General features: G+C 69.1%; 11 protein-coding genes and 2 tRNA genes. 11 read left to right on the forward strand and 2 right to left on the reverse strand.

Going from position 1 to position 13,454, the window contains the following annotated elements; all coding sequences use genetic code 11:
* Positions 1 to 196: 196 nt before the first annotated feature.
* The 11 genes from dnaA (at position 197) to EI169_RS00055 (ending at position 12,311) form a co-directional block, all read left to right on the forward strand.
* Positions 197 to 1,618, forward strand: a complete 1,422-nt coding sequence (dnaA, locus tag EI169_RS00005; protein WP_125129824.1) for a chromosomal replication initiator protein DnaA — start codon at positions 197 to 199, stop codon at positions 1,616 to 1,618.
* A gap of 410 nt (positions 1,619 to 2,028) precedes the next feature.
* Positions 2,029 to 3,180 carry a DNA polymerase III subunit beta gene (gene dnaN / locus EI169_RS00010; RefSeq protein WP_125129826.1) on the forward strand — a complete coding sequence of 384 codons (1,152 nt, stop codon included), beginning with the start codon at positions 2,029 to 2,031 and terminating at the stop codon, positions 3,178 to 3,180.
* A gap of 31 nt (positions 3,181 to 3,211) precedes the next feature.
* A complete protein-coding gene (recF, locus tag EI169_RS00015) occupies positions 3,212 to 4,369 on the forward strand; it encodes a DNA replication/repair protein RecF (RefSeq protein WP_125129828.1) in 1,158 nt (385 codons plus the stop codon).
* Positions 4,362 to 4,853 carry a DciA family protein gene (locus EI169_RS00020; RefSeq protein WP_125129830.1) on the forward strand — a complete coding sequence of 164 codons (492 nt, stop codon included), beginning with the start codon at positions 4,362 to 4,364 and terminating at the stop codon, positions 4,851 to 4,853. The genes recF and EI169_RS00020 overlap by 8 nt, the downstream gene beginning before the upstream one ends.
* 122 nt (positions 4,854 to 4,975) lie before the next feature.
* Positions 4,976 to 7,018 carry a DNA topoisomerase (ATP-hydrolyzing) subunit B gene (gene gyrB, locus EI169_RS00025; RefSeq protein WP_125129832.1) on the forward strand — a complete coding sequence of 681 codons (2,043 nt, stop codon included), beginning with the start codon at positions 4,976 to 4,978 and terminating at the stop codon, positions 7,016 to 7,018.
* A gap of 35 nt (positions 7,019 to 7,053) precedes the next feature.
* Positions 7,054 to 9,648, forward strand: coding sequence for a DNA gyrase subunit A (gene gyrA, locus EI169_RS00030; protein WP_125129834.1), 2,595 nt, complete (start codon positions 7,054 to 7,056; stop codon positions 9,646 to 9,648).
* Positions 9,645 to 10,049 (forward strand): DUF3566 domain-containing protein, encoded by a 405-nt coding sequence (locus EI169_RS00035; protein ID WP_125129835.1) that lies wholly within the window; start codon positions 9,645 to 9,647, stop codon positions 10,047 to 10,049. Before gyrA ends, EI169_RS00035 begins: the two co-directional genes overlap by 4 nt.
* Positions 10,050 to 10,121: 72 nt before the next feature.
* Positions 10,122 to 10,195: transfer RNA gene (locus EI169_RS00040), tRNA-Ile, on the forward strand.
* An 11-nt stretch (positions 10,196 to 10,206) separates the two neighbouring features.
* A tRNA-Ala gene (locus EI169_RS00045) sits at positions 10,207 to 10,282 on the forward strand.
* A gap of 226 nt (positions 10,283 to 10,508) precedes the next feature.
* A complete protein-coding gene (locus EI169_RS00050) occupies positions 10,509 to 11,837 on the forward strand; it encodes an NtaA/DmoA family FMN-dependent monooxygenase (protein WP_164515387.1) in 1,329 nt (442 codons plus the stop codon).
* A 51-nt stretch (positions 11,838 to 11,888) separates the two neighbouring features.
* Positions 11,889 to 12,311 (forward strand): NUDIX hydrolase, encoded by a 423-nt coding sequence (locus EI169_RS00055; protein ID WP_125129839.1) that lies wholly within the window; start codon positions 11,889 to 11,891, stop codon positions 12,309 to 12,311.
* Here EI169_RS00055 and EI169_RS00060 read toward each other — a convergent pair.
* Together EI169_RS00060 and EI169_RS00065 are read right to left on the reverse strand one after the other, a co-directional pair.
* Complete coding sequence (locus tag EI169_RS00060) at positions 12,308 to 12,787, reverse strand: YbaK/EbsC family protein (RefSeq protein WP_125129841.1); 480 nt, start codon at positions 12,785 to 12,787, stop codon at positions 12,308 to 12,310. The genes EI169_RS00055 and EI169_RS00060 overlap by 4 nt on opposite strands.
* Complete coding sequence (locus EI169_RS00065) at positions 12,784 to 13,356, reverse strand: DNA helicase (RefSeq protein WP_125133247.1); 573 nt, start codon at positions 13,354 to 13,356, stop codon at positions 12,784 to 12,786. Before EI169_RS00065 ends, EI169_RS00060 begins: the two co-directional genes overlap by 4 nt.
* Positions 13,357 to 13,454: the final 98 nt, after the last annotated feature.

A 13,454-nucleotide genomic window follows, 5' to 3' on the forward strand; every position in this document is an offset into this window, starting at 1 on the left:
CGATAACTCAAACCGCGCGCGGGCGAGCGCACATTATCCCCAGGTGGGGGGATGACCCCGAGCGGGACACGCGGGCCGGATCTACAGTGGGGTTTGCTCTCCGAACGGTCGCTGGCTAGCGTGTCTCCGTCAGTTATCCACAGGCTCGGTACACCGCTCCCGCACTTCGACGCGCACCGACTCATCCAGGGGGACCATGTCACCGCACGATGTCGTAGACGTCCCCATCTGGCCCGCGGTCCTCGATCAGCTGCTCCAGGACGAGCGTGTGACCCCGCAGCTGCAGGGGTTCCTCAATCTCGTGGTCCCGAGCGGCGTGTATGCCGGGGTGCTCTACCTCGATGTGCCGAACGACCTCACGGCCGCGCAGATCAACAAGCGGCTGCGGCTGCCCCTCATGGAGGCCCTCACCAAGGTCGACGCCCCCGAGCCGGCGACGACGTTCCGTGTCGCCGTGAACCCCGATCTGATCGATGCGCACCTCTCGGCTCCCGCCCCGGTCGCCACCGTCCCGTCGGCGCCCCCGGCGGCGATGACGCGACCGGCACCTGATGATGCGGGCGAGGCCGCGTCGCCGGCATCCCGCAGCGACACGCGACTGAACCCGAAGTACACGTTCGACAACTTCGTCATCGGTCAGTCCAACCGCTTCGCGCACGCCGCGGCGGTCGCCGTGGCGGAGGCGCCCGCGAAGGCCTACAACCCGCTGTTCATCTACGGCGACTCGGGCCTGGGCAAGACGCACCTGCTGCACGCGATCGGCGACTACGCGGTCGCGATGTACGCCGGCATCCGTGTGCGCTACGTGTCGAGCGAGGAGTTCACGAACGACTTCATCAACTCGATCGTGAACAACCGCGGCTCGGCGTTCCAGGCGCGCTACCGCGACGTCGACATCCTCCTCATCGACGACATCCAGTTCCTGCAGGGACGCGCCGAGACGCAGGAGGCGTTCTTCCACACCTTCAACACCCTCCACGACCACGACAAGCAGGTCGTGATCACGAGCGATGTCCCGCCCAAGCACCTCACCGGCTTCGAAGACCGCATGCGGAGCCGGTTCGAGTGGGGTCTCATCACCGACGTGCAGGCGCCCGACCTCGAGACGCGCATCGCCATCCTGCGCAAGAAGGCGCAGTCCGAGCGGCTGCAGATCCCCGACGAAGTGCTCGAGTACATCGCCACCGTGGTGTCGTCGAACATCCGCGAGCTCGAGGGCGCCCTCATCCGCGTCTCCGCGTTCGCGAGCCTCAACCGGTCGAACCTCGACATGTCGCTGGCGCAGACCGTGCTGCGCGACATCGTCGACCAGGACGATGCCAACGTCGTCTCGCCGACCGACATCATCACGGCGACCGCGCAGTACTTCAAGCTGTCGGTCGACGACCTCTACGGATCGAGCCGCTCGCAGTCGATCGCGACGGCACGGCAGATCGCGATGTACCTGTGCCGCGAGCGCACGAGCCTGTCACTGCCCAAGATCGGCCAGCTCTTCGGCAACCGCGATCACACCACCGTCATGTACGCCTACAAGAAGATCAGCGACCTCATGAAGGAGCGCCGCTCGATCTACAACCAGGTCTCCGAGATCACCACGCAGCTCGGCCGTCAGCGCTGATCTGCGGCGCGACGCGCCCGACCTCGACCTCGTCTTGACACCGCCCCGGCGGTGCCGTCATCATGCGGTTCTGCACAGTGTGGAAAACCTGTGGATAACCGTGGATGACACGCCGCAGCGTTGTGAGTTCCGCTGCGCTCCGCTGTGGAAGCCGCGCCGTAGCGCATGCGTCGACGCGTCGGTCATCCGCAGCCCATCCGCATCGCGTGCACATCTCACACCGATGTAGTTCCCATGCGGCGAAAGGCATCCACCGGCTTGTCCACAGTTTCCACAGCTGTTAACAAGATGAAGAGAAATCCTTCGAGGAATGACATTCGATCACCTCGACGGTGAAGCGGGCCGCTTCCGGAGCGGCTCGGTGCGGGCACTAGCATGGGTACGCCAGAGCCGCCGTCGAGGGAGCGTCCGTGAAGTTCCACGTCAATCGTGATGTGTTCAGCGAAGCCGTGTCCTTCGTCGTCAAGCTCCTCCCGCAGCGCAACCCTCAGCCGATTCTCGCGGGCGTCCTCATCGAGGCGGGACCCGAGGGCCTCTCGCTCGCTGCCTTCGACTACGAGGCGTCGGCCCGCACGACGATCGAGGCGACCGTCGACGAGCCGGGGACGATCCTCGTCCATGGCCGGCTGCTCTCGGAGATCGCGAGCCGCCTGCCCAACGCCCCGATCCAGATCGCGGTCGACGACGACGGCGGCATCCTCCTGACGTGCGGGTCGGCGCGCTTCACCCTCGCGTCGATGCCGGTGCAGGAGTACCCCGCGATCCCCGAGGTGACGGGTCGCTCGGGCCTCGTACCTGCTGAGGACTTCGCCACCGCGATCGCGCAGGTCGCGTTCGCCGCATCGCGCGATGACGTCACGCCCGTGCTGACGGGCGTGCAGCTCGAGGTGACCGGTACGTCGCTGAGCCTGGTCGCCACCGACCGCTATCGCGTCGCGCTCCGCGAGATCCCGTGGGACGGCGGCGCGGCGACGAGCGATGAGCCGATCACGGCGCTCGTCCCGGCGCGCACGCTGCAGGAGGTCGGCAAGACCTTCGCACACGGCGACGACATCGCGATCGCGTTCTCCGGCTCGGGCGACCGCGAGATCATCGCGTTCACCGCGGGCAACAAGACCGTCACGTCGCTGCTCATCAAGGGGAACTTCCCGCCCGTGCGGCGGCTGTTCCCCGCGCAGACCGAGCACCACGCGGTCGTCAACACCGCCGAGCTCGCCGAAGCCGTGCGGCGCGTGGCGCTCGTCCTCGATCGCTCCGCGCCGCTGCGTTTCACGTTCTCCGGTGAGGGCGTCTCGATGGACGCCTCCGGCACGGAGCAGGCGCGTGCGACCGAATCCGTGGATGCGACCCTCCAGGGCGACGACGTCACGCTCGGCCTGAACCCGCAGTACCTGCTCGAGTCCCTCGGCGCGGTGCGCAGCGAATTCACGCGCGTCACGTTCACCTCGAGCGAGAACGCCAACAAGCTCAGCCCCGTGCTCATCACGCCGCAGACGTCGGTGGACAAGGGCGGCGCCGAGTCCTTCAAGTACCTGCTGCAGCCGAACCTCCTGCTGCGCTGAGCGCGTCCGCTGCCCGAACTAGGGTGGTCGGGTGATCGTGGAGCAGCTCGCCCTCGTCGACTTCCGCAACTACGCGGTCGCCGACGTCGCGCTGGCTGCCGGGCCGAACGTGTTCGTCGGCCGCAACGGGCAGGGCAAGACGAATCTCGTCGAAGCGGTCGCGTATCTCGCCACGCTCGGCTCGCACCGGGTGTCGTCCGACGCGCCGATGGTGCGCGACGGCGCGGATGCGGCGATCGTGCGCGCGCGCCTCGCCCACGGCGAGCGGCGCGTCCTGCTCGAGCTGCAGCTGAACCGGAGCGGATCGAACAAGGCGCGCGCGAACGGTGCCAACGTGCGCACGGCCGAGCTGCCGAGATACGCCCAGGTCGTCCTGTTCGCGCCGGAGGATCTCCAGATCGTCCGCGGCGACCCGTCCGCGCGCCGGCGGTTCGCCGACGCGTTGCTCACGCAGCGATCGCCTCGGCTCGCGGGGGTGCTCGCCGACTACGACCGCGTCCTCAAGCAGCGCACGGCGCTGCTCAAGTCCGCCCGCGCGCGGGGCATCCGCGGCGACGCGCTGTCCACCCTCGACGTGTGGGACGACAAGCTCGTGACCCTCGGCACGGAGGTGATCCAGGCCCGGCTCGCCCTGGCGGCCGACCTGGCCTCGCCCGTGGCCGACGCGTACGCCGCGATCGCGGGCGCCGACCATGAGCCTCGGCTCGACTGGGCGCTGTCGGTGCGCGGCGGCGACCCCGAGGAGGACGAGGCGGATGCGGCGGACGCGGCAGGCCCCGGCGGCATCGCCGACCAGTTCCGCGCCGCCCTTGCCGCCCGTCGTGCGGCGGAGCTCGAGCGCGGGCTCACGCTCGTCGGCCCGCACCGGGACGACCTCGTGCTGCGTGTGCGCGGGCTCCCGGTCAAGGGATACGCGTCGCACGGCGAATCGTGGTCGGTCGCCCTCGCCCTGCGCCTGGCGTCGGCGGAGCTCCTGCGCGCGGAGTCGCGCCTGGGCGACCCGGTGCTCATCCTCGACGACGTGTTCGCCGAGCTCGATGCGGGGCGCCGGTCCCGCCTCGCGGAGCTCGTGAGCGGATACGAGCAGGTGATCGTCACCTCCGCGGTGGAGGAGGACGTCCCCGACGGCCTGCGCGCACGCATCGTGCGGGTAGAGGCGGGCCGCATCCTGGACGGCGCCGATGCCTGAGCCCGCCCCCGACGTCCCCGAGACGCTCGCGACATACCTGCGGCTGCGCGGCCTCGAGCCCTCCCGCTATCGGCGCCGACGCGTCCGCAGCACGGCTGCATCCGACGAGAACCAGCCGTTCACCGCCGGCCGCGACCCGCACGGCCTGGGCGACGTGCTCGATTCCCTCACGCGCGACGCCGGCTGGGCGCCGCAGCTGGCCCGCGCCGACTTGGCCCGCACGTGGGAGGTGGTGGCCGGCGAAGAGACGGCTCGTCACACCCGTCCGGTCGCCCTGGACAACGGGCTGCTGACCGTCCAGGCCGACTCGACGGCGTGGGCGAAGCAGCTCCAGCTGATGCGTGCGCACGTGCTGTCGGAGATCATCCGGCGCTTCCCCGAAGCGGGTGTCGAGTCGATCCGTTTCATCGGGCCGGACGTCCCCTCTTGGAAATGGGGTCCCAGAGCGATTCCAGGGCGTGGTCCGCGCGATACCTACGGCTGAACCACGTTCGGGCCTGGCCGCGACGATTTCATCGCGCCACAGGGCCGTACACGCCTCGTGAGGCGCCTCGGCGCGGTAGACTGGGAGCACTCGTCCCGACCGATGTGGAGCGCTCGAAACCTATGACGTCCGTGACCCCCGACAGCGTTCCCGAGGAACCCAGCGCTTCCGCTCCCGCAGTCAAGGTTCCCAACGAATACGGGGCCGACGCCATCCAGGTGCTCGAGGGCCTCGAGGCCGTGCGCAAGCGCCCCGGCATGTACATCGGCTCCACGGGCGAGCGGGGTCTGCACCACCTCGTTTACGAGATCGTGGACAACTCCGTCGACGAGGCGCTCGCCGGCTACTGCGACGCGATCCTCGTGACGATCCTCCCCGACGGCGGCGTCCGCGTCGTCGACAACGGGCGCGGCATCCCGGTCGACATGCACCGCACCGAGGGCAAGTCGACCGTCGAGGTCGTCCTGACGGTGCTCCACGCCGGCGGCAAGTTCGGCGGCGGCGGGTACGCGGTGTCGGGCGGTCTGCACGGCGTGGGCTCGTCGGTCGTGAACGCCCTGTCGACGCGCCTCGAGGTCGAGGTTAAGCGCCAGGGCTACGTGTGGCGTCAGTCGTACCGCGACGGCGGTGTGCCGCAGGCACCCCTCGAGCGCGGTGAGCAGAGCGACGAGACCGGCACGACCATCACGTTCTGGCCCGACCCGACGATCTTCGACACGGTCGACTTCGACTACGAGACCCTGCGCACCCGCTTCCAGCAGATGGCGTTCCTCAACAAGGGGTTGCGGATCGACCTGACGGACGAGCGCCCCGAGGCCGTGTCGGTCGAGGCCGACGCCGACGGCGAGGAGACGCCGCACCACCCGCACGACAGCTTCCTGTACGAGCGCGGTCTTGTGGACTACGTCGAGTACCTCAACAAGGTGCGCCGCGCCGACGTGGTCAACGACGAGATCATCGACTTCGAGTCCGAGGACACCGAGCGTCACATCGCCCTCGAGATGGCGATGCAGTGGACCACGAGCTACACCGAGAACGTCTTCACGTTCGCCAACACGATCAACACGCACGAGGGCGGCACGCACGAGGAGGGCTTCCGTGCGGCGCTCACGACGCTCGTCAACCGCTACGCGCGCGCGAACAACCTCCTCAAGGAGAAGGACGACAACCTCACCGGCGAGGACGTGCGCGAGGGGCTGACCGCGGTGATCTCGGTGAAGCTGTCCGAGCCGCAGTTCGAGGGCCAGACCAAGACGAAGCTCGGCAACACCGAGGCCAAGGCATTCGTGCAGAAGGTCGTCGGCGATCGGCTCGGCGACTGGTTCGACCGGAACCCGGTGCAGGCGAAGAACATCATCCGCAAGGCGATCGACGCCGCCAACGCGCGGCTGGCCGCCCGCAAGGCGCGTGAGACCGCGCGGCGCAAGAGCGTGTTCGAGTCGGCCGCGATGCCCGACAAGCTCAAGGACTGCACGAGCAAGGACCCTTCGATCAGCGAGATCTTCCTCGTGGAGGGCGACTCGGCCGGCGGCTCGGCGGTGCAGGGTCGCGACCCGCACACGCAGGCGATCCTCGCCCTGCGCGGCAAGATCCTGAACGTCGAGCGCGCGCGCTTGGACCGGGCCCTGGGCAACAAGGAGGTCCAGGCGATGATCCAGGCCTTCGGCACGGGCATCGGCGAGGACTTCGACATCGCGAAGGCGCGGTATCACAAGATCGTGCTGATGGCCGACGCCGACGTCGACGGCCAGCACATCACGACGCTGCTGCTGACGATGCTCTTCCGGTACATGCGCGGGCTCATCGAGGCCGGGTACGTGTACCTCGCGCAGCCGCCGCTATACCGGCTGAAGTGGTCCAACTCGCCGCACGAGTACGCCTACAGCGACCGCGAGCGCGACGCGATGCTCGTGGATGGCCAGGCCTCGGGCAAGCGGATCCCGAAGGACAACGGCATCCAGCGCTACAAGGGTCTCGGCGAGATGAACGACCACGAGCTGTGGGAGACCACGATGGACCCGCAGACGCGGACGCTCCGCCAGGTCACCATCGACGACGCGGCGTCGGCCGACGAGATCTTCTCGATCCTCATGGGCGAAGACGTCGAGTCCCGCCGCGGATTCATCCAGCGCAACGCCAAGGACGTGCGCTTCCTGGACATCTGACGCGCGCCGCCGCGATATCGAAGAACTGAGTGGACATGTCTGACGAAGAACGCCCCGACGCGAACGCCGCCCACGACCACGGCAAGATCGACCAGGTCGACCTCCAGCTGGAGATGCAGCGCAGCTACCTCGACTACGCGATGAGCGTGATCGTCGGGCGCGCGCTGCCCGACGTGCGCGACGGCCTCAAGCCCGTGCACCGCCGTGTCATCTACGGCATGTACGACGGCGGGTTCCGCCCCGACAAGTCGTTCTCCAAGTGCGCCCGCGTCGTCGGCGAGGTCATGGGGCACTACCACCCCCACGGCGACGCGCCGATCTACGACGCCCTCGTGCGTCTCGTCCAACCGTGGGCGCTGCGCTATCCGCTCGCCCTCGGTCAGGGCAACTTCGGGTCGCCGGGCAACCAGGGTGCGGCCGCGCCGCGGTACACCGAGACGAAGATGGCTCCCCTCGCGCTGGAGATGGTGCGCGACATCGAAGAGGAGACCGTCGACTTCCAGGACAACTACGACGGGCAGACGCAGGAGCCGACGGTCCTGCCCTCGCGCTTCCCCAACCTGCTCGTCAACGGCTCGGTCGGCATCGCGGTCGGCATGGCCACGAACATCCCGCCGCACAACCTCCGCGAGGTCGCCGCCGGCGCCGTGTGGGCGCTCGAGCACCCGGATGCGTCGCGCGAGGAGCTGCTCGAGGCGCTCATGGAGCGCATCCCCGGCCCCGACTTCCCGACCGCCGCGCAGATCCTCGGCACGCGCGGCATCAAGGACGCCTACCGCACCGGTCGCGGCTCGATCACGATGCGCGCGGTCGTGAACGTCGAGGAGATCCAGGGCCGCACGTGCCTCGTGATCACAGAGCTGCCGTACCAGGTCAACCCCGACAACGTCGCGGTGAAGATCGGCGACCTCGCCCGGGACGGCAAGATCACCGGCATCGCCGACATCCGCGACGAGACGTCGGGACGCACCGGCCAGCGCCTGGTGATCGTGCTCAAGCGCGACGCCGTCGCGAAGGTCGTGCTGAACAACCTGTACAAGCACACGCAGCTGCAGGAGAACTTCGGCGCGAACATGCTCGCGATCGTCGACGGCGTGCCGCGCACGCTCCCGCTCGACGGATTCATCACGCTGTGGATCGACCACCAGGTCGAGGTCATCGTGCGTCGCACGCGCTTCCGCCTGCGCGAGGCCGAGAAGCGCATGCACATCCTGCGCGGCTATCTCAAGGCGCTCGATGCGCTCGACGAGGTGATCGCGCTCATCCGCCGCTCGCCCACGGTCGAAGAGGCGCGCGAGGGGCTGAAGAAGCTCCTCGACGTCGACGACATCCAGGCCGACGCGATCCTGTCGATGCAGCTGCGTCGCCTGGCGGCCCTCGAGCGCCAGAAGATCATGGACGAGGCGTCGGAGCTCGAGGCCAAGATCGCCGATCTCAACGACATCCTCGTCGACCCGACGCGGCAGCGGACGATCATCCGGGACGAGCTCGTCGCGATCGTCGACCGCTTCGGCGACGACCGCCGCACCGAGATCCTGCCCGGCTACGACGGCGACATGTCGGTGGAAGACCTGATCCCCGAGGAGGAGATGGTCATCACCGTCACGCGCGACGGCTACATCAAGCGCACCCGCAGTGACAACTACCGCTCGCAGCACCGCGGCGGGCGCGGCGTGAAGGGCGCGCAGCTGCGCGCGGACGACGTCGTCGAGCACTTCTTCGTCACGACGACGCACCACTGGCTGCTGTTCTTCACGAACAAGGGCCGTGTGTACCGCGCCAAGGCCTACGAGGTGCCCGAGGCCGGTCGCGACGCCAAGGGTCAGCACGTCGCCAACCTCCTCGCCCTGCAGCCCGACGAGGAGATCGCGCAGATCCTCGACATCCGCGACTACCAGGTCGCGACGTACCTCGTCCTCGCGACCCGCAGCGGGCTCGTCAAGAAGACGCGGCTCACCGAGTACGACACCAACCGTCAGGGCGGCATCATCGCGATCAAGCTGCGCGGTCAGGTCTCCGACGACGGCGAACCCGTCGAGGACGGTGCATCCGACGAGCTCGTCAGCGCGCTGCTCGTCGACGAGGGCGACGACATCCTGCTCATCAGCCGTCACGGCATGTCGCTGCGCTTCTCGGCGACCGACGAGGCGCTGCGTCCGATGGGGCGTTCGACCTCGGGCGTGAAGGGCATGGACTTCCGCGAGGGTGACAGCCTGCTCTCGGCGTCGGTCGCGAAGGATGACGAGTACGTCTTCGTCGTCACCGAGGGCGGCTACGCCAAGCGCACCTCGGTCGACCAGTACCGCATGCAGAACCGCGGCGGTCTGGGCATCAAGGTGGCCCGTCTGAGCGATGACCGCGGCGATCTCGCGGGCGGTCTGATCGTCTCGGAGGACGACGAGGTCCTTGTGGTTCTTGCCAGCGGCAAGGTGGTACGCTCCTCCGTGGCCGAGGTGCCTGCCAAGGGCCGCGACACCATGGGTGTCGTGTTCGCCCGGGCGGGAGGAGACGATCGGATCATCGCGATCGCACGCAACGGAGAGCGGGGCCTCGCCGACACCCCCGCCGCCGACGACGCGGCCGCCCCCGACGCCTCCGCCGACACCCCCGAGGAGAGTACTGACGCATGAGCACGGTAGCCGACAAGCTCGCGAAGAAATCGACCCACAAGACCAGCGCCAAGCAGGTGCGGCTGCGACTGGTGTACGTGGACTTCTGGTCGGCGGTGAAGCTGTCGTTCCTCGCGGCCGTGGCGCTCGCGATCGTGACGGTCGTGTCCTTCGTGCTCGTGTACTTCGTCGTGAGCGCGACGGGGCTCATCGGTCAGGCCGACGAGCTGTTCAGCAGCTTCTCCGACGGCAGCTTCACACTGTCGACCTTCATCGGCCTGCCGCAGGTGCTCGCGTTCTCGGCGATCGTCGCGATCCTGAACCTCATCGTCGTCACGGTGCTCGGCGCCGTGGTGGCGGGCATCTACAACCTCGCCGTGAAGGTGACGGGCGGCCTGCTCGTCGGCTTCACGTCGAACTGACCCGATTCGGATTTCCTCCGCGGTTCGGGTAAAGTCTTCGAGGTTGACGACGGTTCTCGTGCCTCGTCGTACGGGGCTATAGCTCAGGCGGTTAGAGCGCTTCACTGATAATGAAGAGGTCCCAGGTTCAAGTCCTGGTAGCCCCACTCACCTCCCCGGGGCCTTAGCTCAGTTGGTAGAGCGCCTGCTTTGCAAGCAGGATGTCAGGAGTTCGAATCTCCTAGGCTCCACCATGCGCGGAAGGGCCGTCCGAAGGGCGGCCCTTCCGCGCATCATCGGGCTGAGCGATTCGAACCCGGAGGGTTCGATGGGCCCCTCGCGCGGAGGCTCCGCCTGCGCGCAGCGGCAGGTGGAGTGCGCGAGGGACTCCTAGGCTCCACCATGCGCGGAAGGGCCGTCCGAAGGGCGGACATGCGCGCGAAACACGCGACGCCTAGCGTGTCACCCGGAGGGTGGGCGATGAGCGGTGCGCTGCGGTTCGGGGTCTTCGAGGTGTTCGGGCCGCAGGTGGGCGGCACGGTGAGCTGGCCGCATCCGCTCAGCGACTCGATCGAGTTCGCCGACCCGCAGCACTGGGTGCGGCTCGCGCGGCTCATGGATGCGACGGGGTACGACTTCCTCTTCTTCGCCGACGGGTTCGGCTACCCGATCCTCGGCGACGACATCGCGCCGGCGGCCGTGCGGTCGGGCATCAACTTCTCGGGCTACGACCCGGCCACGCTCCTGCCGCTGCTCATGGCGGCGACCGACCGGCTCGGGTTCGTGGTGACGGCGACGACCGGCATCGACCACCCCGTGCAGCTCGCGCGCCGATTCTCGACGCTCGACCTCGTCTCGAACGGTCGGATCGGCTGGAACATCGTCACCGGCGCGTCCCAGAACGCCGTCGCGGAGCTGTTCGGACACGAGGCCCTCATGCCGCACGACGTCCGGTACGCGTTGGCCGACGAGTTCGTCCGACTCGCCCGCGCGTACTGGGAGGACGCGTGGGACGACGGTGCGCTCGTCGCCGACCGTGCCACCGGCGTCTATGCGGATGCGGCGCGCGTGCATCGCACGATGTTCGAGGGTGAGCACTACCGCTCTCGCGGGTACTTCGGTGCGCCGCCGACACCGCAGCGCACCCCCGTGCTGTTCCAAGCCGGCACGTCGCCGGCCGGCCGCGCGTTCGCCGCGACGCACGCCGAGTGCGTGTTCGTGCAGGCGACGAGTCCGGCCCACACCCGCCGCAACACCGACGACATCCGCGCGCGTGCGGCCGCCGCGGGGCGCCCCGCGCCCGTCGTCATGGTCGGCCTCACGGCGATCGTCGCGGAGACGATAGAGCGCGGCGAGGAGCTCGCCCGCGAGTTCGACGCCTTGCAGGACGACGACGTCGTCGCGACGCTCTACGCGGGCAACACCGGCATCGACCTGCGCAGCCTCGACCCCGATCGCACGCTGCACCAGGTCCTCGAGGCAGGCGGCCCGGTGGGGCAGCTGGGCACCAGCAACATCGAGCGTTTCCTGGGCACGCCCGGCAGCCCCGCACCGACGGTGCGGGAGATCCTCGACTCGCTCAAGGGCCAAGGCACCCGGGGGTTCCGGCTCGTGGGCGACGCCGCGACGGTCGCCGACGGCGTCGAGCGGCTGGCCGACGAGGCGGGTGTGGACGGGTTCCTCCTCGAGCCGGTGTTCGGCACGCGCGACGTCGCGGCGTTCGGCGACGCGGTCCTGCCGATCCTGCGAGAGCGAGGGCGGCTGCCGAGGCGGGAGGGCGCGACCTTCCGGCATCGCCTGCTCGGCTGACGCCCGCCGGGTCTCGGCAGCGGCACGCCCGCGCCGCTAGGGTGAGGGTCCATGGACATGCGGGTCGCGGCCTATGCGGTCATCACGGATGACGACGGCCGTCTGCTGCTCGCCCACTGGAACGAAGGGCGCCACGCCGCGTGGACCCTGCCCGGCGGCGGACTCGAGGCCGGCGAAGATCCGGAGCACGCCGCGCGGCGCGAGGTGCGGGAGGAGACCGGCTATCGGGTCGCCCTCGATGCGCTCCTCGGAATCCACTCCCGCGTCATCCCCGCCGCCGACCGCATCAGCGGCGACGCGAGTCCGCTCCACACGCTGCGCATCGTCTATCGCGCGCACACCACGGGCGGACGGCTTCGCAACGAGGTCGACGGCTCGACCGACCGCGCCGAGTGGTTCACGCTCGACGACGTGCAGCGCCTGCAGCGCGTCAAGCTCGTCGACATCGCGCTGCGGATGGCGGACCTGCGCTAAGCGGGCGCTTCCATCGTGATGTCGGCGACCGTCGCGTCGTACGCGGCGATGAGCGCGTCGGCGTCGACGAACAGGCTGTACCCGTGTGCTCCGGCGCCGAGCGCGACGCGCTGGCCGACGATCCGCTCGTCCGCGAACACCGGCCAGTCGGTCGCGCTGCCGATCGGCACGATCGTGCCGCGCTCGTAGCCGGTCGCCTCGAGCGCCCGCTGCGGGTCGGGGAGCTGCAGCTTGTTGACGCCGACGACGGCCCGCAGCTTCGGCCACGAGATCGCGCGGTCACCGGGCACGAGGGCGAACAGATACGTATCGTCGGAGCGTTTCACCACGAGCGTCTTGACGATGCCCGACGGATGCAGCCCCAAGAGCGCGGCCGCCTCGGCGAGGGTGTGCGCGGCCGGGCGCGCCACGATCTCGACGTCGAGCCCGCGCGCGGCGGCGGCGGCTCGGACGCGTTCGGTGGGGTCTTCGCTCACGCGTCGGGAGCGCGCAGCGGGTCGTCCGCGACCCACAGCTCGTCGTCGGCGCGCAGCGTCTGCCAAGCGGCGTAGACGACGCCGGCTGCCGCGGCGATGCCGAGGAGGATCGCGATGACGCCGCCGGCGCCGATCCCCGAGCGCTGCGGCTCGAGCTTCTTCGCGAGCTTCTTGGTCGCCTGCTTGCCGTACTTGTCGGCCTTCTTGGCGTACTTCTTGGTGTCCAGCTCGAAGCCGCGGCCCTTCGCCAGGCGCGCGCGGGTGTCGTTCGCCGCATCCCACACCGACATGGCTCCGCCCACGAGCGCGCCCGCGGTGGGGACGACCTTGTCGCTGAGCACGTGGCGCGAGTACTTCACGCTCTTGTCCACGTACGGGGCCGCGTAGCGGTCGTATGAGTCCTTGACCGCGGGCACGACCTGCTCGCGGCTGTAGTTGCCGACGGCGCGGCCGGCTTCGCGGGCGACGTCGGCACCCTCACCGAGGAGCACCTGCTGCGACTCCCACACCTTCGCGGCGTGCTTGCGGAGCTTGCGCAGCTCCTTCTTGCTCTTGCGGCTGAGGCTCACGGTCTTGCCCTCCCGGTCGATGGGATGTCCTGCGCCCATCTTGCCAGACCGACCCTCAGCGCACCCGAGGGGCTTGCAGATAACTCTGCGAGAATGTA

The organism is Microbacterium sp. 10M-3C3, assembly GCF_003931875.1.
Classification (GTDB): Bacteria; Actinomycetota; Actinomycetes; order Actinomycetales; family Microbacteriaceae; genus Microbacterium.